Annotated in this window: 26 protein-coding genes and 1 tRNA gene; 17 read left to right on the forward strand and 10 right to left on the reverse strand. The window is 42.6% G+C overall.

Annotated elements, in window-relative coordinates; all coding sequences use genetic code 11:
* Window positions 1-634 precede the first annotated feature (634 nt).
* Both ACYTXL_RS25975 and ACYTXL_RS25980 read left to right on the forward strand, forming a co-directional pair.
* The gene (locus tag ACYTXL_RS25975; RefSeq protein ID WP_292797623.1) at window positions 635-1054 is read left to right on the forward strand and encodes a BlaI/MecI/CopY family transcriptional regulator; all 420 of its coding nucleotides are present in this window, start codon (window positions 635-637) and stop codon (window positions 1052-1054) included.
* Entirely contained in the window at window positions 1054-1893 is an 840-nt protein-coding gene (locus ACYTXL_RS25980) for a M56 family metallopeptidase (RefSeq protein WP_461927234.1), read from the forward strand. Before ACYTXL_RS25975 ends, ACYTXL_RS25980 begins: the two co-directional genes overlap by 1 nt.
* A gap of 176 nt (window positions 1894-2069) precedes the next feature.
* Here ACYTXL_RS25980 and ACYTXL_RS25985 read toward each other — a convergent pair whose 3' ends face one another.
* The 6 genes from ACYTXL_RS25985 to ACYTXL_RS26010 form a co-directional block, all read right to left on the reverse strand.
* Window positions 2070-2210, reverse strand: a complete 141-nt coding sequence (locus ACYTXL_RS25985) for a hypothetical protein (RefSeq protein WP_461927213.1) — start codon at window positions 2208-2210, stop codon at window positions 2070-2072.
* Window positions 2211-2214: 4 nt separating this feature from the next.
* Window positions 2215-2286, reverse strand: a tRNA-Asn gene (locus ACYTXL_RS25990).
* 149 nt (window positions 2287-2435) lie between these two features.
* Window positions 2436-2984 (reverse strand): NYN domain-containing protein, encoded by a 549-nt coding sequence (locus ACYTXL_RS25995; RefSeq protein ID WP_461927214.1) that lies wholly within the window; start codon window positions 2982-2984, stop codon window positions 2436-2438.
* A 507-nt stretch (window positions 2985-3491) separates the two neighbouring features.
* Window positions 3492-3650, reverse strand: coding sequence for a ribbon-helix-helix domain-containing protein (locus ACYTXL_RS26000; protein ID WP_461927215.1), 159 nt, complete (start codon window positions 3648-3650; stop codon window positions 3492-3494).
* A gap of 317 nt (window positions 3651-3967) precedes the next feature.
* Entirely contained in the window at window positions 3968-4627 is a 660-nt protein-coding gene (locus ACYTXL_RS26005) for an ABC transporter ATP-binding protein (RefSeq protein ID WP_461927216.1), read from the reverse strand.
* Between the two features lie 13 nt (window positions 4628-4640).
* Window positions 4641-4913 (reverse strand): hypothetical protein, encoded by a 273-nt coding sequence (locus ACYTXL_RS26010; protein ID WP_292797608.1) that lies wholly within the window; start codon window positions 4911-4913, stop codon window positions 4641-4643.
* Window positions 4914-5186: 273 nt separating this feature from the next.
* Between ACYTXL_RS26010 and ispF the strand changes: the two genes are divergently transcribed.
* The 9 genes from ispF to ACYTXL_RS26055 all read left to right on the forward strand — a co-directional run bounded on the left by ispF (window position 5187) and on the right by ACYTXL_RS26055 (window position 11526).
* The gene (gene ispF, locus ACYTXL_RS26015) at window positions 5187-5672 is read left to right on the forward strand and encodes a 2-C-methyl-D-erythritol 2,4-cyclodiphosphate synthase (RefSeq protein ID WP_461927217.1); all 486 of its coding nucleotides are present in this window, start codon (window positions 5187-5189) and stop codon (window positions 5670-5672) included.
* A 53-nt stretch (window positions 5673-5725) separates the two neighbouring features.
* Window positions 5726-6238, forward strand: coding sequence for a hypothetical protein (locus ACYTXL_RS26020; RefSeq protein WP_461927218.1), 513 nt, complete (start codon window positions 5726-5728; stop codon window positions 6236-6238).
* Between the two features lie 39 nt (window positions 6239-6277).
* Window positions 6278-6451, forward strand: a complete 174-nt coding sequence (locus ACYTXL_RS26025; protein WP_461927219.1) for a hypothetical protein — start codon at window positions 6278-6280, stop codon at window positions 6449-6451.
* Window positions 6452-6589: 138 nt separating this feature from the next.
* Complete coding sequence (locus ACYTXL_RS26030) at window positions 6590-6847, forward strand: hypothetical protein (RefSeq protein WP_461927220.1); 258 nt, start codon at window positions 6590-6592, stop codon at window positions 6845-6847.
* 24 nt (window positions 6848-6871) lie between these two features.
* A complete protein-coding gene (locus tag ACYTXL_RS26035) occupies window positions 6872-8659 on the forward strand; it encodes an ABC transporter substrate-binding protein (protein ID WP_461927221.1) in 1788 nt (595 codons plus the stop codon).
* Between the two features lie 67 nt (window positions 8660-8726).
* Window positions 8727-9515, forward strand: coding sequence for a nickel pincer cofactor biosynthesis protein LarB (gene larB, locus ACYTXL_RS26040; RefSeq protein ID WP_461927222.1), 789 nt, complete (start codon window positions 8727-8729; stop codon window positions 9513-9515).
* 104 nt (window positions 9516-9619) lie between these two features.
* Window positions 9620-9826, forward strand: coding sequence for a hypothetical protein (locus tag ACYTXL_RS26045; protein WP_461927223.1), 207 nt, complete (start codon window positions 9620-9622; stop codon window positions 9824-9826).
* Between the two features lie 83 nt (window positions 9827-9909).
* A complete protein-coding gene (gene argH / locus ACYTXL_RS26050) occupies window positions 9910-11295 on the forward strand; it encodes an argininosuccinate lyase (protein WP_461927224.1) in 1386 nt (461 codons plus the stop codon).
* A 93-nt stretch (window positions 11296-11388) separates the two neighbouring features.
* Window positions 11389-11526, forward strand: a complete 138-nt coding sequence (locus ACYTXL_RS26055; RefSeq protein ID WP_461927225.1) for a hypothetical protein — start codon at window positions 11389-11391, stop codon at window positions 11524-11526.
* Window positions 11527-11730: 204 nt separating this feature from the next.
* Here ACYTXL_RS26055 and ACYTXL_RS26060 read toward each other — a convergent pair whose 3' ends face one another.
* Window positions 11731-11895, reverse strand: a complete 165-nt coding sequence (locus ACYTXL_RS26060; RefSeq protein WP_167407613.1) for a hypothetical protein — start codon at window positions 11893-11895, stop codon at window positions 11731-11733.
* 643 nt (window positions 11896-12538) lie between these two features.
* Between ACYTXL_RS26060 and ACYTXL_RS26065 the strand changes: the two genes are divergently transcribed.
* The 3 genes from ACYTXL_RS26065 (at window position 12539) to ACYTXL_RS26075 (ending at window position 15548) form a co-directional block, all read left to right on the forward strand.
* On the forward strand, window positions 12539-13033 hold the full coding sequence (locus ACYTXL_RS26065) for an NUDIX hydrolase (protein WP_461927226.1): 495 nt from the start codon (window positions 12539-12541) through the stop codon (window positions 13031-13033).
* 77 nt (window positions 13034-13110) lie between these two features.
* A complete protein-coding gene (locus tag ACYTXL_RS26070) occupies window positions 13111-13929 on the forward strand; it encodes an alpha/beta fold hydrolase (protein ID WP_461927227.1) in 819 nt (272 codons plus the stop codon).
* Between the two features lie 161 nt (window positions 13930-14090).
* A complete protein-coding gene (locus ACYTXL_RS26075) occupies window positions 14091-15548 on the forward strand; it encodes an amidohydrolase (protein ID WP_461927228.1) in 1458 nt (485 codons plus the stop codon).
* Window positions 15549-15909: 361 nt separating this feature from the next.
* Here the strand turns inward: ACYTXL_RS26075 and ACYTXL_RS26080 are convergent, their stop codons facing one another.
* A complete protein-coding gene (locus ACYTXL_RS26080) occupies window positions 15910-16719 on the reverse strand; it encodes a pantothenate kinase (RefSeq protein ID WP_461927229.1) in 810 nt (269 codons plus the stop codon).
* 143 nt (window positions 16720-16862) lie between these two features.
* On the opposite strand from ACYTXL_RS26080, the gene ACYTXL_RS26085 reads away from it, so the two are divergent.
* From ACYTXL_RS26085 to ACYTXL_RS26095, 3 genes are all read left to right on the forward strand, one after another.
* A complete protein-coding gene (locus ACYTXL_RS26085; protein ID WP_461927230.1) occupies window positions 16863-18587 on the forward strand; it encodes a diflavin flavoprotein in 1725 nt (574 codons plus the stop codon).
* 337 nt (window positions 18588-18924) lie between these two features.
* Entirely contained in the window at window positions 18925-20637 is a 1713-nt protein-coding gene (locus ACYTXL_RS26090) for a diflavin flavoprotein (protein WP_461927231.1), read from the forward strand.
* Window positions 20638-20846: 209 nt separating this feature from the next.
* Complete coding sequence (locus tag ACYTXL_RS26095) at window positions 20847-21065, forward strand: hypothetical protein (protein ID WP_461927232.1); 219 nt, start codon at window positions 20847-20849, stop codon at window positions 21063-21065.
* A 78-nt stretch (window positions 21066-21143) separates the two neighbouring features.
* On the opposite strand, the gene ACYTXL_RS26100 is transcribed toward ACYTXL_RS26095, so the two are convergent.
* Both ACYTXL_RS26100 and ACYTXL_RS26105 read right to left on the reverse strand, forming a co-directional pair.
* Window positions 21144-21383, reverse strand: coding sequence for a type II toxin-antitoxin system HicA family toxin (locus ACYTXL_RS26100; RefSeq protein ID WP_461927233.1), 240 nt, complete (start codon window positions 21381-21383; stop codon window positions 21144-21146).
* Complete coding sequence (locus tag ACYTXL_RS26105; RefSeq protein ID WP_334788220.1) at window positions 21383-21607, reverse strand: type II toxin-antitoxin system HicB family antitoxin; 225 nt, start codon at window positions 21605-21607, stop codon at window positions 21383-21385. The genes ACYTXL_RS26100 and ACYTXL_RS26105 overlap by 1 nt, the downstream gene beginning before the upstream one ends.
* Window positions 21608-21739: the final 132 nt, after the last annotated feature.

Consider the following 21739-nt stretch of genomic DNA (forward strand, 5'->3'; position numbering starts at 1 on the left):
AAATTCTCTAGTTCCCCTTCTCCCAAGTTGGGAGAAGGGGTTAGGGGATGAGGGCAAAACGTCTTCTCAAAGCAACTTTTTTCTTAAGTTGACACCAATGAGCTTTTTCTGTGCCCCAACGAGAAATCTATATGTAAGCTGTTGCGCCTTTAATTTGCACTAATATTTTTTCAACATGGTTGTGGCGTGGGCAGCGTTCGACTGAGCGCTCACGCCGAAGTCTTGCCCGCCCTGATTGTGCAAGTTGTATACATAACAGCTTATCAGGGTTTGTGTGAATTGGTATTACGCACTGAAAAATTGAAAGCTTGATCCCCCCTAGCCCACGCCACTTGCTCCACTTGGGGAGACCCCAAGACCGCAGTGGCTCCCCTTAAAAAGGGGGGAATCTTAAAGAGCCAACTTTTTAAGGGGGTTGGGGGATCTATAAATGCGTCAATCCTATAAATCTTAAGAGTCCTTAATCCCTAATAAATAAATAAAATACTTAAAAAGCCCATTTTTATGCTTTTAGACTTGCTACACTATTTTGTAATCTAAAACAAGAACAAACCTTCTAAATCGGGAAAAAGTTACAGCTTCAAGGATACTCCCCATTCCCCACTCCCCATTCCCATTCCCCATTGAAATCTCTATGGCACCTTTACCCGATTACCGCCCTAAACAACTATCTTTAGGCCCGTTGGAAGCGGAAATTTTAAATATCATCTGGGAACTTGGTTCAGCCACAGTCAAGGATGTACACGATCGCATTCTGGCTGATCCTAACCGCGAATTAGCGTATACTTCTGTCACCACCGTCTTACGTCGCCTCACTGATAAAGGTTGGCTAGCCTGTGACAAGAAAGAGCGAGCATTCTATTGGCGGCCAATGTTGAGTAAGCAGCAAGCAGATGTAATCAAAGCTCACGACCATTTACAGCGATTTCTGGCGGTGGGGAACCCCGATGTTGTTGCTGCCTTCGCCGATAGCCTAGATGAAGCCGCTAGTGAGCAAATAGCCGCGATCGCTAAACGCATTGAATCTGCACGCCAAGCCAGGGAGGAACAATGATGCATCTGATCATGATTTTGAATGCTTTGGCAGTTGCTTGGTGGTTAAGATCCGCTTGGAATCAACCCCAAGGCAATTGGAGTCTGCGATGGGGGCGATCGCTATTTTTGTTCCTCTTTCCCCCCTTGTTAATTTTCATGACTGCGATCGCTGTGCTGTTCATGGGGCCTCAAGGACAAATGGGCGGGATGTATACAGGCTCAGTCAGTTATTTACTAGCATTAATTTATTTGGCATTTTTTGCTATTTTATGTATTAAACTTGCCTTTCAGGGTTGGCAGTCGGTAGAATCTGCCCGTAACTGTCCTCTGGTGAATTTGGGGGATAAACGAGCCAGGTTACTGCAAACGGGCGCGTTGTTTGCAGGTCAAATTGGTTTTTGGCAACCAGAATTAGTGATTAGCCAGGGATTACTTCAAACTCTCTCACCACGTCATTTAGAAAGCGTCTTAGCCCATGAGCAAGGGCATCACTATTATAGGGATACATTCTGGTTTTTCTGGCTGGGTTGGGTGCGTTCCTGCACTGCATGGTTGCCGAATACAGAGCCTTTGTGGGAAGAACTGTTATCTTTACGTGAACTCCGTGCTGATGGTTATGCCGCATTACAGGTAGATCCTCTGGTGTTAGCAGAATCACTTTTATTAGTAGTTAGTAGCAGCCCAGTATTATCAGAAATTTGCTGTGCTGCATTGGGTTCCTCTGGTGCAGATCGCTTAGAACAAAGAATCGAAGCCCTATTAGCGCCACCAGAACCAACACCTCAGATAACTTGGCAGTATTGGCATGGCTTTCTTTTGGCCTTGCTGCCTTTAGTTGCTGTGATATTTCATAGTTAAGTTGAAGGCAATAGGGAATAGGCTTGAAAGTGTCTTGATCTCGGAATTTTACGATCAATTTATGTTCTGAACTATACTTCAACTGCTATAAAAAGCCACTACAGCCCAAAGCTGCGACGTTAGCGACATCGGTTGTGTCTGTAGTGACTTATGCCTTGCCTGTAGTAACTTCTGCTTTAACGTTGCTTCATACGCTGTCTACTGACGAAGCCTCCACAAGCAACAAACAGTTGTGCTATAGTCCGGCGTAGGCAGGTTTTGCCTCTGTAGCCACGATTTCTAATCGCTGGGCTTTTATATTTAAAATTCAAAGTCATTAAACTCCCCAGGCTGGATTCGAACCAGCGACCAATCGATTAACAGTCGATCGCTCTACCACTGAGCTACTGAGGATCACTCACGATTTATAATATTAGGGCTAAAAATAGAATTTGGCAAGTACTTTCGCCAATATTTTTTTTAGATGCTTAATTTATAGAAGTTTTGCAGCCAAAATCCATTCAGGAACTTAACCAGAGACTCTTAAAAAATACTAATATCTACTATAATCCCATTCGTAATTCAGTCAGACGCTGCCGCGCCTTAGCATCAATGGCATTAGCTAAAAACCTACTCTTAGATTGTTTGCGCGTATGATATTTCTGTCGCATCCGGCAGACGGTAGCTTCCACTTCCCCACAGAGTTGCTGTGCCGACAACCATTCAGCCCCATACCCCTGTATCATCAACTGCTGTGCCCGATCTGATGTCGCAACAATCACACGAGAAATCAAACATTGGGCTATTTGCTGGCGAAAAGACGCACAAGATTTTTCGATATAAGTATCTGCTGTCTGCCCAAAATCAGTGTAATAAACTGATAAAAGCTCAGTAATAATTTCTTTATTGCTAGCGCAGTTCTGATATTGGGCATCAAAGACTATCTGAGTTTCATAACCTTGAAACGCACTATAACCAGTCATCGCTTCCACAAGTTCGCCCCGTGCAGCCTCTAGTCCAACGCGATCGCGCGTTTTTTTAAGGCAAGGCCAAGCGCCAATGATATTGTAGCCGTCCACTAACAAAACGGCTTGGAGTAAAGAACGGGACATGGTTTTTAATCACAATTTTCTAGAGTTTACAAAATTCATTCATAAGTTTTATAATAATTGATGCTTTGTGTGTAACACTATGCTACACAAAACAAAAAATACGGCAGCCTCACAAAACTCAAATTTAAAACAGACACACCAACTAAAAATGCGCCTTTGTTTAAAAGGCGCATTGCAGTTCTTGTTCTGTAGTGGTGAGAATGAAGAGTGCTGAGTTAAAAGACCACCTTTAAACGGCGGAGCCTTTACTGGGTGTGGAAATCGTGAGTACTTTTTACCGAAACAGTGCTGTTAGGTATGGAGAATATTAAGATTTGTGTCTGGTTGTCAGCAATCTCGACACAAATCAGTTCCGACTAGTGAGTGCTGAGTGAAAAGATTCATAATTACTACTCAGTTTTCAACAATTTAGCCGAAACAAAAAGAAGCCTCTCACCTACCCGTGAGGGAGGTGATGAGATGAATTTTTGGGTGATAAGGAGTCCCACACCCGACCAATAACGACTGTCACTCGTTGAGGGAGTGGGGTGGGCGACGAATCGCCAAGCTTTGAACTAGGGTTCTCAGCGCTTCAGACATCGGTATATCTAATTTTTCTGAAAACTCCTTTAAAAGTTCTAACTCTCTATCGTTAAGCCTTGTTTCAACTCTATTTGTTCTAGACATAATTACGACAATTCACCGTAACTATGATATACTTAAATAGTGCAGGTTTAATCAAATTAATAGCTAATCGCTTCCTGCACGCTGTACCTTGACAACTCAGAGTATGGGGTTCTACCCAGTAACAGACACTTTTGTGTCACCACTGTGGGTAGGTAAAACTCTGACAGTACAAAGGATTGAACATTATTGTATTGTTCAACTGTGCGGAGGGGCATCTCGTACAGTCTAAATAAAGCTCATCGCCTCCGAAGCAATAGCTGGATTGGATGAGAAGCCCACACTGTACTGCTTGCAGTCAGTGTAGGAGTATGTCACCATTACTCCATCAGACGTTGTTTGAGGCGTTGGCCTTCACCCCTATCTACCAGAGAACCTTTTTCTAGTAATAAAGCGCCGTCACAGTAATTTAACTCGTCTAATCGATGTGTTACCCACAGCGCTGTAAGACCTCGACTTTTGACAAGGCGACGGACACCAGCAACTAAATCCAGTTGGCTATCTGGATCTAGTAAGGCAGTGGGTTCATCTAATAATAAGACTTCACAGCGACGGGCGATCGCACCAGCGATCGCTACTCGCTGCTTCTGTCCCCCAGAAAGTGCATAGATAGGGCGTCGTTGGAGGGTAAGCAAATTCACCGCCCCTAGCGCCTCTTCAACCCTTGCTCTGGTGGCAGCAGGTGGCAACTTTTCTTCCACCAATCCAAAAGCCACATCAGCACCAACCGTTGGCATCACCAGTTGATGATCAGGATTTTGGAAGACAAAGCCAACGGGGTGCAAAACTCGAATTGTGCCAGATTCAGGAGCTAATAGCCCCGCCAGCAGCCTAAGTAACGTTGATTTCCCACTGCCGTTTGTACCCAAGAGCATCCAAAACTCACCCTTGGGTACTTCTAAAGAGCAAGATTTGATAACTTTCTCTCCATTCGGCCAGCTGAAATTTAAATCTTTGACTTCAATGCCCACTTGAGCCATTTGTCAACCTTGGTTACTCAGCAGCTACAGCGAAAAAGCCAGGTGGTCTGGCACCACCTATGGCTGTACCATCTTTCTGAACAATCTGCACTCCAGAAATTTCACTAGCGCGGACAGCAATTTTTTTCTCTGTCTTACCCTCGCACTTGAGTTCCACAATGTCAGGGTTCCCAGAACGCATTGCTGCCAAAATTAGCTGATAGACAGCCTCGGCATCCTCTGTTGACTTACGTTGTACTGAGATCGGGAAAGCAGTGTTTTTGATGCTTAAGTCGATGGTAAACATTTAGCAATAATTTTTCTTTAACTGACTCATTTTAACGTCACCTGAGTGATTCTAGGGAAAAGCTTATTGGGCATGATTATTTTCCTTGTCCCCCTTGTGTTCCTTGTTCCCTCTTTCAAGGGTAGGTATTTAAAAAAAGTGCAGATAAGTGGGTAAAATACTTATCACATGGGGGGAAACAGAAATACCAGGGTAAATACTGTTAAGTATTCAGGTGTGCAGGAGGCTAAATGCACGTAGGAAAAAGTGAGGAATTAAGGGATTGGACTCGAAATGACAAAAATTCGGATTGGTAACGGTTACGATATTCACCAACTAGTGAGCGATCGCGCTTTAATTTTAGGGGGAATTCAAATTCCTCATGAACTGGGTTTGTTGGGGCACAGTGACGCTGATGTGCTGACCCACGCGATTATGGATGCCATGCTTGGGGCATTATCCTTGGGGGATATTGGTCATTATTTTCCGCCTAGCGATCGCCAATGGGCGGGAGCAGATAGTTTAGTACTATTAACTCAAGTACATCAACTAATTCGGGATCAAGGCTGGCAAATCGGAAATATTGACTCGGTGGTAGTAGCAGAACGTCCAAAATTAAAACCGCATATTCACAACATGCGCGACAAACTAGCGGCGGTTTTAGAATTAGAACCGAATCAAATTGGCATCAAAGCTACCACCAACGAAAAATTAGGCCCCGTTGGACGCGAGGAAGGCATCTGTGCTTATGCTGTTGTCTTGCTAGTAGTTTCGGAGTAACTTTTATTTTAGTCTCTGATAAAGATATTCAAGACTCACGAGGATAGAAATTAATGATTTATAAGGAAAAACAAACCTTAAGTTGGTGGGAAATTAGAGCCATACAAGCTACAAACATAGAAGATATAGACTTTCCTGATATTGTTGCTTTAGACAAAGACGAACAAATTATTCTCATAGCTGAAGTCAAAGGTTTACCATTCAATTTTCAAGAAACAAAAGCAAAACAATATGCTATTTTACGGCTGATTGATTACTTACAAGCTGCAAAGATAGCGATTCCCTTTGCTATGCTTGTTGATGTAAATAAAATTCTGATTTTTAAATGGGATGGCAATAATTTATCAGAGCCGATTATCAGTCTTAATACTGCTGATGTGCTTAGTCATTACGAGCCAAAATTCCGCGACAAAAGGATATTTAGTCTTTACCTTAAAGGTCTTACAGAAGCTTGGCTACGTGACTTGGCCTATCATTGGAAATCTGCAATACCACCTTTCACAGAGGAAATGACAGAAATTGGTTTATTGCAACTACTAGAAGACGGAAAAACTCAACTTTATTAATGATTAGCAGTGATAATTTACGTTGAAACTAATTTCTTAATGAGTATTGCTAAAGGGCAAGATTCACAAGCACAAGAATTACTGCAAAATACACCCTCTTCTTTACGTATCGCAGTGCCAAGTATTTGTTTTTTAGAATCATTAACAACATTGGAACAAGAAGAAAAATATAATCTAGATTTCCTCCGCAAGTTAGATATACAAATTAATTAAGCAGAGCGAGATAATTCAGATAATGCACGATTACTGCTGTTTCGTTTAGAGCAATCAAGAACTAGCTTTCTTGAACGAAATAACGAAGTTAAAGAACGTTTTGATGTAGCTTTTAATCAGCTTATCAGCAAATCAGAAATGATTACATTAAGTACGGGTATTTTTCAAGGAACGTTAAATAGAGAAATTTTTGATAAGCACATTATAGATAGAGTAATCTTGGAGTGTATAATTTTTCATGCTGGCTTACATACTAATGAAAATAAATTATTTTTAAGCGCTAATTCTAAAGAATTTGGTAAGCGTGAAGTTATAGAGGTTTTACGAGATAGTGGCATTCAGTATTTTAATAAAACCCAAAACTTCCTTGGTTGGCTACAATATCAATCAAATTGATTACCCTACTCGCGTATTTAAATTATGAAATCTTTTCAAGAAATATTTCTGGCAATTAAATATTTTTGGTTGCCAATAATTCTGACTTCAGCAACAGCACTTACACTTACTGCCTGCAACCCAGCTAACTTCAAAAGCACCGCTACTCAAGTACCACAATTAGTAGAAAGCATTCTTAGCGACCCTAAAACTTTTAACTACCCTCTTAGCCAAGAGTCACCAAATATTTTTAGTTTGACTTATGAAGGGTTAACAAATCAAAACCCTATAACTGGCAAAATAGAACCAGGTTTAGCAGAATCATGGGAAATTTCCGATGATAAATTAAAAATTGTCTTTACTCTGCGTGACAATCTTAAATGGTCTGACGGGCAACCATTGACAGTAGATGATGTGCTATTTAGTTACAACGATATTTACCTCAACGAAGCGATTCCTACCGACGTGAGAGACACGCTAAAGATTGGCGAAAAACGTAAATTTCCCACTGTGAGAAAAGTCGATAATCGGCGAGTTGAGTTTATTGTTCCAGAACCCTTTGCTCCTTTTCTAAGTAGTGCTACGGCAAATGCAATTTTACCTGCCCATGCCCTCGAAAAATCTGTAAAAACAAAAGATAACGAGGGAAAACCACAATTTCTCACAAAGTGGGGTGTGGATACTCCACCTGATCAATTGATCGTTAATGGTCCTTATAAACTAGAGCGTTACGACACCAGCCAACGGATAATTTTTCGGCGTAACCCCTACTACTGGCGCAAGGATGCTCAAGGAAATCCCCAGCCTTATATTGAACGGATCGTTTGGCAAATTGTGGAATCAACAGATACTTCATTACTGCAATTTCGTTCTGGTGGGTTAGATAATGTGGTAGTTTCACCAGAATACTTTTCTTTGCTAAAAGCGCAAGAAAAACAGAGTAACTTCAAAATCTACAATGGTGGGCCAAATTCTAGTCTAACTTTTCTATTCTTCAATTTGAATCAAGGTAAAAGAGAAGGTAAGCCACTAGTTGAACCAGTCAAATCACGTTGGTTTAATAATGTGGAATTTCGGCAAGCAGTAGCCTATGCAATTGATCGCCAAACGATGATTAACAACACTTTTCGCGGTTTAGGTATACTACAAAATTCACCACTTGCTGTCCAAAGTCCCTATTATCTTTCGCCTAAAGAAGGACTAAAAGTCTACGATTATAATCTAGAAAAAGCGAAGCAACTGTTAAAGAAAGGCGGATTTAAATATAATGAACAAGGTCAGCTAATTGATGCTCAGGGCAACCGCGTTCGCTTCACCTTGCTTACAAATGCTGGTAATAAGATTCGGGAAGCAATGGGTTCGCAAATAAAACAAGACTTGAGCAAAATTGGTATGCAAGTAGATTTCACACCCTTGGCATGGAATACTTACACAGACAAGATTTCTAACACCCTAGACTTTGATACTGGATTGATTGGATTTGGTGCTGGATTAGAACCAAATGATAGTGCTAATCTTTGGTCTCCTCAAGGTGGATCTCACCTATTTAATCAGAAACCCCAAGCCGGACAAAAGCCAATTCAAGGTTGGGAAGTAGCTCCTTGGGAAAGACAAATTGGTGAACTTTATATTAAAGGAGCAAGGGAGTTAGACGAAGCTAAACGTAAAGAAATTTATGCCCAAACGCAGCAGCTATGTCAGGAATATTTACCGTTTGTTCACTTAGTTAATGCTTATTCTCTGTCAGCTGTACGTAATCGTTTTGAAGGTATCAGATTCTCCGCCCTTGGTGGTGCATTCTGGAACATTTATGAAATTAAAGTAATTGATTAGTTATGGGGCATTGGGCATTGGGCGACTGATAAATGACAAAGAGCAAAGTACAAAGGGCTAATTACTAATGACGGATGAAAAAACATTGCGATCGCTCCTGGAAGCGGTTGCTAATGGTAAAGTTACGCCAGATACGGCGTTAGACTCACTCAAAGACTTAGCTTATGAATCTGTAGGTGAGTTTGCCAAAATTGACCACCATCGCCAGCTAAGAACTGGTTTCCCAGAGGTGATTTGGGGTCCTGGTAAAACTCCCGATCAAATTGCTCAAATTATGGAGGTAATGCGCCTCCGCAACCCGGTGGTGATGGCGACTCGCATTGAACCAGCAGTTTATGCCACACTGCAATCAAAAGTTAGCGGTTTGCGATATTATGCATCGGCGCGAATTTGTGCGATCGCTCCCCCTACTATCGAACCACAATTCCAAGGTGAAATTGGTATTCTTTCTGCTGGTACTGCTGATTTAGCTGTTGCTGAAGAAGCCGCTGTAACTGCTGAACTTTCTGGTTTTTGCGTGCAGCGCCTCTGGGATGTTGGCGTTGCTGGGATTCACCGTTTATTAAGTAACCGCCACCTGATTGAGTCAGCATCGGTGTTAATTGTCGTGGCGGGGATGGAAGGCGCTTTACCTAGCGTTGTTGCGGGTTTAGCGAGTTGTCCTGTAATTGCCGTACCTACCAGCATCGGTTATGGCGCAAGTTTTGGCGGTTTAGCACCTTTATTGACAATGCTTAACTCTTGTGCTGCGGGAGTAGGCGTAGTCAATATCGATAATGGTTTTGGCGCAGCAGTTTTGGCAGGGCAAATTTTGCGAACTGCCGAGAAATTGCGGTTGGCATCGGCTGCATCTTGAGTTAAGACATTAAAGTTATATCGAATATTTCAGTACATTATCAGTATTTAATCTAAATAAACTGATACTGAAATTTGCCACCGCCAACTTCTTAAGCACCAAATATGAGCCACTACAGCGATTTTATATCTCAGTTATTTTGGAATTTGCCTGTAAATTTCACAGCCCTAGCACAGACAATTACCGACCCAGACGTGATGGGTCAGATTCAAAAATCTTGGAGTCACTTTATACAGACAGGTCAAGTGTGGGCATTGTTGATTGGTTTAGTCATTGGCTATATGATTCGGAATCTAACTAGCTACGGTTAAATTTAAAAGTTAGGAGTTAGGAGGAAGAACTCATAACTCCTCATTCTTAACTCTTAACTCTCCCTCCACTCTTTTGATAATTTATGACCAAAGAAGAAAATTGGAGTCCGCGATTTGAATCAGGGTTACATCCGGCGATCGCTCGTTTTAATGCCAGTATAGGTTTTGATATTGAATTAATCGAATATGACCTCACTGGTTCTCAAGCTCATGCCAAAATGCTTGCTTACACTGGCATTATCTCAAAACAAGAAGGAGAGCAACTGGTTGCCGGTTTAGAACAAGTTCGCCAAGAGTACCGCCAGGGGAAATTTCAGCCTGGTGTCGATGCTGAAGATATACATTTTGCAGTTGAAGGACGATTGACAGAAATTGTCGGCGATGTCGGTAAAAAGCTGCATACGGCGCGATCGCGTAATGACCAAGTTGGCACCGATACCAGACTCTACCTGCGTGACCAAATCCAACTAATCAAAAGCAAATTGCGAGAATTTCAAGGTGTTTTACTAGATATAGCCGAAAAGCACGTTGAAACCCTGATTCCTGGCTATACTCACCTACAACGCGCCCAACCCCTGAGTTTAGCTCACCATCTTCTGGCATACTTTCAAATGGCGCAACGCGACTGGGAACGTTTAGGAGATGTTTCTCGCCGTGTGAATATCTCACCTTTGGGGTGCGGTGCTTTAGCGGGAACGACTTTCCCCATTGACCGCCACTACACAGCTAAACTATTGCATTTTGATGATATTTATGCTAATAGCCTGGATGGAGTGAGCGATCGCGATTTTGCGATCGAATTTTTGTCTGCTGCTAGCTTGATTATGGTTCACCTCAGCCGCCTTGCAGAAGAAGTCATTCTTTGGTCAACTGAAGAATTTCGCTTTGTCATCCTCAAAGATAGCTGTGCCACAGGTTCCAGTATCATGCCCCAAAAGAAAAACCCCGATGTACCAGAATTGGTGCGGGGGAAAACGGGACGAGTATTCGGTCATCTTCAGGCGATGTTAGTGATTATGAAGGGATTACCCCTGGCATATAACAAAGACCTGCAAGAAGATAAAGAAGGTCTATTTGATAGTGTCAACACAATTAAAGCCTCTCTAGAAGCAATGACAATTTTACTCAGGGAAGGCTTAGAATTTCGTACCCAGCGTTTGGCCCAAGCCGTGACGGAAGATTTTTCTAATGCTACTGATGTAGCAGATTATTTGGCAGCACGGGGCGTCCCCTTCCGAGAAGCTTACAACCTTGTGGGTAAGGTGGTTAAAACTAGTATTGCCGCAGGTAAACTTCTGAAAGATTTAAAATTGGAAGAGTGGCAACAAATACATCCGGCATTTGCAGCAGATATTTATGAGGCGATATCCCCCCGTCAAGTTGTGGCAGCCCGTAACAGTTACGGTGGTACTGGCTTTGTACAAGTCAGCAAAGCACTCATAGCCGCCCGCACTCAAATCGCTCAATAGAGGGAGTGGGGAGTAAGAATTTTAGATTTTAGACTTCGACTTCTTTACGAGACGCTACGCGAAAGCTCAGTTGAACGATTTTGGATTAAAGAATTGAAATTTAATCCAAATGACGCTCTCTACCAGACGCTGCGCCCGGCTTGCTTCTTTGCAGGAGTACGGGGGCTTCCTCTTTGTGGCGCGATCGTCAATCCCAAATCCAAAATTGAATTGCCCAATGCCCAGAAATAAATAAGGGCGTACAAATGTGCGCCCTAAAAACGAAATAAACCAAATATAGTGGTTCCCAGGTGCATGAAGTATATATCAAAACCCCACCCCAACCCCTCTCCTTAACAAGGAGAGGGAAGATAAAGCACAGCTTTATCGGGGTGAGGTTAAGCCGTACCTCATTCTTATTAGGAAACCGCTATAACAAGGGTTTAGACAGCCAACTTATTCAGTATCAGCTGCTGCTGCGCCTTCTTCTTCCTCACTCTTTGGTGGTCTTTGTTGGAACCTTCTCTGCATTCTTCCGGTCGTAGTCCGTTTACGAAACTTTCTGGCATACGCCTGGTTCCGTAGCGCCTTTTCTTTTTTTGGGTTACGGCGCTTGGCCATGTTCACCTCATTAATAAAGAACAAAAAAGTAGCAATTAGGCATTACTTAGGCAATATCAGCTACCAATATTATTGATATACTTGTAGCCTAGTGCAGCAATTAATACGCTTTAAACAATGTACTAGTCTACCGCATTAAACCTTGTACTGTCAATAAAAATTTAGAATTATCTCCACCAGCTAGACGAAAAATACCTTTTCTTAGATTAAAATACGTTAAATAGATGTAAAGTAGCTAAGTATATGTTGTTCTTGGAACAAACCAATCAATATTATCAAGAATGAGATGGCTGTCTCAAACCCTGCTTAATTTTCTCTTCTGAATTTGGGATTTTAACTTATTATTCAGATTAATTTTTTGAATCTGTACTGAAAAACTATTAGTGATAGCTGGTTTGGGCAAGGCTAATGTTAGTTGTAAATTGAAAAGTTTTCTGATTTAATAAATATTAAGTATATATGAATACAGTGCTTATATTGAAACTTGATGTTAGAATTAATAATATTCTACGCAAATCGTGAGAATAAAATCTCAAACCACAAACATCTTTGTATAAAACAAAACTCAATAAAGATTTTATTAGTTGAGTCTATGTAAGTGGTAAAGAAGTATAGAATACAATAAATACAAAAATTTTGAAGATTGAACGTTATTGCTTTTTTTCCGGCAGCTGTCCAGTCCACACGTAGCTTATGGCGTATTGGACAAACCGTACTGGGTATGATATTTCGTCATCCTATTACTGGCACTAGTATCATTCCAATTTTACCTGATGGTCGGATCGCACTGATCCGGCGACGTGATGATGGTCTTTGGGCATTGCCTGGAGGTATGGTGGATTGGGGAGAAGATATTCCCAACACAGTCCGCCGGGAATTGATGGAGGAAACCGGGCTAGAATTAGTGAAAATTAATCGTTTGGTAGGAGTTTATTCCGCACCAGACCGCGATCCTAGAATCCATTCAATTTGTATTGTGGTTGAAGCCGAGGTGCATGGGACAATGGAGATTCAAGATACTTTGGAAGTCATGGAAATCCAAGCTTTCTCTCCCAATTTACTACCTTCAGGACTGATGTCTCACGACCATACTCGGCAGTTGCAAGACTACTTGAATGGATTGACAACATTGGCATAATAATATTTTGTCATTAGTTATTTGTTTTTTGGTCAGATGCTAATGACCACCTATTATAGTGCTAAAACTAAATTAAAATGGTTACACTATTTCGTAACTCCCGGATAAAGCTCTCTCAAGGGCTGATATTCTGGCGTGAAGTCGGTGAAAAAACTCCGATAATTTTTTTACATGGTGCTTGGAATGACAGCAGTCAATGGTTATCTGTGATGGAGTCTTTTGCACCAGATTTCCATTGCTTCGCACCTGATTTGTTAGGGTTTGGTGAATCAGAGAATCCGAATATCCACCATTCGATAGATTTACAAGTGGAGTGTTTAGCTGATTTTTTGCAAGCTGTCAAGCTAGAAAAAGTATATTTAGTAGGGCATTCTCTTGGGGGTTGGATTGCTGCTAGCTATGCTTTAAAGTATCCAGAAAAAATTGATGGTCTGGTATTGCTAGCACCAGAGGGCGTAGAGATCGCAGGACAAGAAGAGTATTGCCGGAAGATGCGGCGATTACTGAGTTATCCACCAGTAATAGTAAAATTGTTGCGATCGCTAATTCCTATGACTAAAATCTTAGGTTGGCATGAAAAAATTGCCCAGGATTTGCAGCTGCGTCAGGCGCTATTGCCGTATCCTATAGGTTGTCAATTACTTTTCAAAAGGCGGCAAGCAGAAATTGAGGCGGAATTAGTGCAGAAGCAGCTTTACATGATTGATGTCCCAGTTTTGATTTTACAAGGTGGCCAAGATACACCAAATGCTTTAGCCAAAAGTCGAGTTTATGCTCAACTGATGCCGAAGGTTGAGTTGAAAATGATTGCCCATGCTGCAAACGATTTACCAAAATCTTGTGCTGGGGTTGTGGCGATCGAGATTCGGGATTTTATTTTCAGATTTCACCCTTGATTTTCTCTCATGAGAGTTATGAAATAGCGCTATTTACGATTATTAACTTGTGAAGAATGTTTACAAATAGATTGATATAAAACACAATTTTTAATTGTGAAATTGGTAGCAATTAGAGGGATGATAAAGTCACCAGAAAAATCCAACAAGGATATTTTAGAGTGAAATATCATCTGACAAAATACTATCAGCTGTTAGTTCTTTTTGTCTGTACGACGTTGTTTGTCTTTTTCGGTCAGATAGTTATTGCTCAGAGTAACTATAATCTAGGCACTCAAGGGAAGCAAAAAGTAGAACTGATTGTGGGTAGCGATTTCATCGTTACTATGAACAAGGCACAACCCGTCATTGAGAATGGGGCGGTCGCCATTAGGGATGGCAAAATTGTTGCGGTAGACACAAAATACAAAATCATGGCATCTTACAGAGCCAACAGGACGCTCCCAGGCGAGGGTCTGGTGCTGATGCCGGGTCTTGTCAATGGTCACTCTCACTCAGCAATGGTTCTGTTTCGCGGTCTTGCGGACGATTTAGCGTTGCAGAATTGGCTTCAGAATTACATCTTCCCAGCAGAAGGGAAATTCGTTGATGAAAATTTTGTCCGCGTTGGCGAACAGCTTGCTTGCTGGGAGATGATACGTGGTGGCACAACAACGTTTGTTGATATGTACTTTAAGCCAGATGTCGCTGCCAAAGTCGTTAATGAATGCGGCTTACGCGCCATTATTGCGCCCTCGTCAATAGATTTTCCTAGCCCTGGCTTCAAGGGATGGGATGATGCCTTTGCCTCGGCGATAAATTTTGTGAAACGTTGGAAAGGCAAGAACGAACGTATAATACCGGCTATTGCTGCACATGCTCCCTACACCGTCTCGCCAGAGCATCTAGTACAGGCTATTCAGGCTGCGCGTCAATACGATGTCCCATTGACGATTCACCTAGCAGAGACACAAACTGAAGTTAAAGATATCCAGCAGCGCTATAATGCAACCCCAGTAAAACATCTAGAAAATCTCGGCTTCCTGGAGCCGCGTGTATTTGCCGCACACGTTGTCTGGCCTAACGCAAGTGAAATTGCCCTGCTGGCCAAACGCGGTGTTGGTGTTATTCACAATCCTGACTCGAATTTGAAACTGGCTTCGGGCTTTGCGCCGATTCCAGCGATGCTAAAAGCGGGAGTTAAGATTGGTTTAGGTACGGATGGAGCGGCGTCTAACAACACTCTTGATATGTGGAAGGCAATTCGCCTCACCGCCCTCATCCATAAAGGGACTACCCTTGACCCCACTGCTGTACCGGCTAAGACAGTTTTGCGTATGGCAACACTTGGCGGTGCAGAAGCACTCGGCTTATCAGATAAAATTGGTGCGATTAAGGTGGGACTTCAAGCAGACTTAATTCAAGTCCACCTTCAAGAACCACACTTGCTTCCGCTTTACGATGTTATCTCCCATCTGGTTTATGCAGCAGATGCCCAAGATGTTGATACTGTGATTGTAAATGGGCAAGTTCTAATGGAAAAACGTCAGATGCTCACGGTTGACCCTGAGAAGATTCGCCGTGAAGCTACTTCCATTGCCCAGAGGATAAAAGCTGAATTCCGACCCTCTAATTCGTAATTCGTAATTTTCGGGTTTAGAGGTTGTTTCAAAAGTCGTTTCCTGTGATTTTAGGGACTTATTGATCCCCCCTAGCCCCCCTTAAAAAGGGGGGAACCGGAATCAAAGTCCCCCTTTTTAAGGGGGATTTAGGGGGATCTAGAACGTTTTGCTACCGACAAGAGGACTTTTAAAACATCCTCTTAAGTAAAAAAATTGTAGGTTGGGTGGAGGCTTTGCCAAAGCCAACATCCTGATAATCAGTTGGGTTGCGCTCCGCTCCACCCAACCTACGTCTAATGCACTATTTTAGCCTAGAGGGTCCACTACGTGCATTTCAAAAATCAAATACTAGTCCTATATAAGCCTCTGTGTGTCTAACTTAGAGAAGTTTTACTATTTCTCGCATTCCCCAAAAAATTAAATTTGGTTCTACAATCAAACGCGCTGCGATTTCAGGATATAAGGCTTGTAAATAGTTAATTAATAAAGTGCGATCGCCTCCTTTAATCGCAATCTTCCCATCAGGAAACAAATCCCACCACGCCTCGATAAAATCTTTAATTCCAGCTAACAGAGTATAAATCACTCCACTTTGAATAGCCTCTGTAGTATTGAGTGCAAAACGTGGCGGTGTCAACCTGAAATTTTGCATTTCTACTAATGGCAATTGTCCTGTTTGTTGACTGAGAATTGCAAATTGTAAACCTATTCCTGGCAGAATTGCACCTCCAATCAGACATTGATTAGCATCCGCCGCCGTAAAAGTCAGCGCTGTTCCTGCATCAATCACCAACATTGGAAAACCCCACGTTTTTCCCGCACCCCACAAAGCTAAAGCGCGGTCAATTCCTAATGTGGGATACATGTCTTTGAGCGGTACTTGGTCTAAGGTAATAACGCGAGTATTTGGGTAAGTTTCCCAAATAGCAGTTTGGCTGGGAACTACGGAGGCTATGAGGAAAGGGCAGAGGAGTAGAGTGTTTATTAGAGATTCGCCTTGCTGACTGCGCGGAAAAGTTTTCTCTAGTAAATCATTCAGAGTTTGACATTCAGCCAACTGTTGTGTATCAGACTCAGGTATATAGTCAGTATCCCAAGCTGAGTTAAGTGTCTCGCCAATAAACAATGCCCAATGCAGCCGAGAATTTCCAATTTCCAACGCTAGCGAAATTTGCTCTGTGTGCCTCATCTCCCTCACCTCCCCAATCCTCTCCGGTTTCACACTTTTAACTTTTTTAAGTCAGTCATCGGTTTTTTAATAAAAATTAACATTCAAGCCGTGTAACAATAAACCTAGAGGAACAAATACTCATTGTATTAAGGAGGGGAGTTATGGTAGCGCTCACCGAAAAAATTGAAAAACGGCTCACCATACAGCAGGTGGAAATCGCTCAAGAGACGACAGCTATTCGCTCTTTGGATTGGGATCGTGATCGCTTCGATATTGAGTTTGGTCTACAAAACGGTACTACTTATAACTCGTTTCTCATCCGTGGGGAGCAGACTGCTTTAGTTGATACCTCCCACGAAAAGTTTCGTCAACTATACTTTGATACGCTTACCGGACTAATCAAGCCAACAGATATTGATTATTTGATTATCAGCCATACCGAGCCAGACCACAGTGGTTTAGTTAAAGATTTGCTGCAAATGGCTCCAGAAATTACCGTTGTCGGCTCTAAGGTGGCGATTCAATTTCTTGAAGATTTCCTACATCAGCCATTTAAACGGCAGATTGTGAAAAATGGCGATCGCTTGGATTTGGGCAATGGTCATGAATTTGAATTCGTGATTGCCCCAAATTTACATTGGCCGGATACAATTTTCAGCTTTGACCACAAAACCAAAATTCTCTATACTTGTGATGCCTTTGGGCTACACTATTGCTCAGATAGCACTTTTGATGAAGACTTGGCGGCGATCGAAGCAGACTTTCATTACTATTACGATTGTTTAATGGGGCCGAATGCGCGATCAGTTTTGTCTGCCTTGAAGCGGATGGCGGAACTGAAAACCATCGGGATGATTGCCACAGGACACGGGCCATTATTATCCCATAATGTTGAGGAACTCACTGGACGTTACCGCATTTGGAGCCAAACACAAACCAAGGCAGAAACGGCAGTTGGGATATTTTACGTTTCCGAATACGGATATAGCGATCGCCTTGCTCAAGCAATTGCCAACGGCATCGGCAAAACTGGTGTCGCTGTGGAAATTGTCGATTTGGGATCGGAAGTGGATTTGCAAGAACTGCGGGAACTAGTTAGCCGTTGTGCTGGATTGGTGGTTGGTTTACCTCCGGCTTCTGGTGCTGCGAGCATCCAAGCTGCACTTAGTACAGTTTTAGGATCTGCCAAAGAAAAGCAAGCTATCGGCGTGTTTGAAACTGGCGGTGGCGATGATGAGCCGATAGATCCTTTGGTGAGTAAATTCCGCAATTTGGGTTTGACAACGGTTTTTCCAGCGATTCGGATTAAACAAACACCCACAGAAAACACTTACAAGTTGTGTGAAGAGGCGGGTACAGATTTAGCTCAATGGGTAACACGCGATCGCAGCATCAAAGCCATGAAATCTCTCGGTGCAGACTTAGATAAAGCACTAGGCAGACTTAGTGGCGGATTATATATTATTACTGCCAAAAAAGGTGATGTTTCCAGTGCTATGCTAGCCTCGTGGGTGAATCAAGCCAGCTTTAAACCCTTGGGATTCTCCATTGCAGTAGCCAAAGATCGGGCAATTGAATCACTCATGCAAGTAGGCGATCGCTTTGTTCTCAACGTCCTAGAAGAAGGCAATTTCCAACCATTAATGAAGCACTTTTTGAAACGGTTCGGACCTGGTGCTGATCGCTTTGAAGGTGTGAGAACCCAGCCAGCCCAAAATGGTGCCCCCATCCTCAACGACGCCCTCGCCTACATGGAGTGCGAAGTTGTCAGTAGAATGGACTGCGGCGATCATTGGGGAGTATACAGCACCGTCTACGCCGGACGGGTTTCTAAGCCAGATGCTTTAACTGCTGTGCATCATCGCAAAGTCGGAAACCACTACTAATTTTGGATTTTGGATTTTGGTGAGGTAGCCCCCGTCTTCTCCCTTGGCGCTAGCCTCTCCCTTTGGGAGAAGGGGAGACGCTAAGAGCGATGGCGGTTCCCGTCGTTAGCGCAAGCGATAGCGATAGCGCAGCGTTAGCGAGTCATCAAGCGTCGGAACGAGCGTCTGGGGTACTGCCAAACCCGAAGGGATTTTAGATTAATAATCCAAAATCCAAAAACACTCAATAAAGCATTTGTTCAGTGTTCAGTATAGCCCTCCCTACTTAATATCCATAGTTTGGATGTTTAATTAACAATCCAAAATCTAAAATCTAAAATCTAAAATTGTTTTCGCCATGTTAAAAAATAAACCCCGTGATGTTCAAGTTTATCCAATAGCTACAGATACAAGAATACTGCGATCGCGCAGTTGGTCAAGGCTGAGATTTGAAATTGAATACGCTCTTGCTAAAGGTACAACTGCTAATTCTTATTTAATCGAAAGCGATCAAACCGCAATTATCGATCCTCCAGGCGAAACCTTTACGCAAATATATTTAGAAGCGTTGCAACAGCGTTTCCATGTCGAAGAGTTAAATTATGTGATTTTGGGACACGTAAATCCTAACCGCGCTGTAACTTTAAAAGCTTTGTTGGAAATTGCCCCGCAAATTACTTTTGTTTGTTCAAATCCCGGCGCGATAAATTTACGTGGGGCGCTGGAAAATCTAGATTTGCAAATTCTTGTTATGCGGGGTGAAGAAACCCTAGATTTGGGCAACGGGCATAATTTACAATTTATTCCCACCCCCAATCCCCGCTATGCAGATCAACTTTGCACCTACGATCCGCAAACAGAAATTTTGTATACAGATAAGTTATTTGGGGCGCACGTTTGCGGAGATCAGGTATTTGATGAAGGCTGGGAAGTATATAACGAAGATCGGCGCTATTATTTTGATTGCCTCATGGCTCCCCACGCCCGTCAAATTGAAACAGCGCTGGATAAACTTGTCGATTTTCCCGTGAGAATGTATGCCAATAGTCACGGGCCTTTGGTACGCGATGGCTTAATCGAATTGACCAAAGCTTATCGGGAATGGAGTCAACAACAAACTTCTGCTGACTTGACAGTAGCGTTGATTTATGCTTCAGCTTACGGAAATACAGCCACATTAGCTCAAGCGATCGCTCGTGGGATCACAAAAGCTGGTGTTGCTGTAGAATCGATTAATTGTGAATTTACTGAACCTGAAGATATCCGGGTTGCTGTCGAAAAATCTGCTGGCTTTGTCATCGGTTCACCTACTCTCGGCGGTCATGCACCGACACCTGTACAAACAGCTTTAGGAATTGTGTTATCCACCGCTACTAACAATAAACTCGCTGGTGTTTTTGGTTCCTTTGGCTGGAGTGGGGAAGCGGTTGATTTAATCGAAGGTAAATTAAAAGATGCCGGCTATCGGTTTGGTTTTGACACCATCCGCGTCAAATTCAAACCCAACGATGCCACCTTACAATTGTGTGAAGAAGCTGGAACCGACTTTGCCCAAACACTGAAGAAAACCCGAAAAGTGCGATCGCAAAGTCTTCCTGCAACAAGTGTAGAACAAGCAGTTGGTCGGATTGTCGGTTCTCTTTGTGTTCTCACAGCAAAAGAAGGCGATCGCTCCAGTGCCATGTTAGCCTCTTGGGTGTCTCAAGCCAGCTTTAGTCCCCCTGGTTTAACTATCGCCGTCGCCAAAGACCGCGCAGTAGAAACACTGACACATACAGGAAACAAATTTGTCCTTAACATCCTTAAAGAAGGTAATCATTTGGGGTTGATGAAACACTTTCTTAAACCCTTCGGGCCAGGACAAGACAGATTTGCTGATGTCAACACTGAAGAAACCGAAAACGGTTCTCCCATACTTACAGATGCCTTAGCATATCTCGAATGTTCTGTACAAAACCGGATGGAATCTGGCGACCATTGGCTAGTTTATGCAACTGTGGAGAGTGGCAAATTGCTAAATCAAGATGGCGTTACAGCCGTGCATCATCGCAAGTCGGCAACTCATTATTAATTGGGCATGGGGCATTGGGCATTGGGGGTTAGGAAATTCTTTCCCAGTCTCTCCAAACTTTGACTTTTAAGCTTAAAAGTCAAAGTTTGGAGAGCGATCGCATATCATTTTGTTTTCACGAATCGCCTATTGGTAAGCTTGTCTAGAGGGATGCGATCGCAAGCCGTCTTATTCTGATAACTCAACGCTCTTTGTTAAAAATCATTACCATGACGTTACGTGAACTTGAAGATCAAGCACTGAGATTATCTGCCGAGGATCGTTGGCAGTTAATTAATACATTGGTGCGATCGCTGCAACCAAAACTCCAGGCAACATCAAAGGCGAAGGGTTTAGCTGCGAGTTTTCGTCTGAAAACTCGAAGTTTGGAGAGCGATCACATATCATCTTGTTTTCACGAATCGCCTATTGGTAAGCTTGTCTTTTGAGATGCGATCGCCTAGTTCAAGAATTTATTTGTGACTGTATCTTTTAGAGTGTTTGGGGTGAAAACGGAATGCAGCCTTTTAGATTTGCTTATAAGCAGATAGAAAATCCTCTCTTGAGATACCCGCTTGAGTACAGATGGATCTCAACGTGGAACCTTTAATTTGAGAGTGGTTAGGCATAGTCAGTGGAGTTTTTGTTCCATCTTCGTTTTCTCGTTCCATAACAATATGCTCTCGTTCCCTAATAACAGTAAATCCCAGAAATTCCAATGTCTTAATTACTTTAGCTTTAGGTGCGTCTACTGGAAATTTAACCATTAAATAGGAACCTCAGCTTCCGCCACGAAAGCTTCTAGTACTGGTGATTCCTCTTCTAAAACCTCTTGACCAAATGTCTCTATATGGCAGCGCATAGCAGATTTAACATCAGCTAGTGCTTCTTCATAGCTATCACCTTCGCCAACTACAACCCCCTTGATACCCAAGGGATAGGCTACGTAACCGTCATTATGTTTTTCAACAATAATTTTGATTGCTCTCATTGATTTTCTTTATAGTCCTATTTCATTTAACTTACATATTTTATCAAATCGCTGTAATACCCCTGCCTCAACGCTTCGTAGGCAGGGGATGTAAAGCGGTCAAAAACGAAACACCTTCTGACCAAAATTGAG

It is taken from the genome of Nostoc sp. (assembly GCF_054880495.1).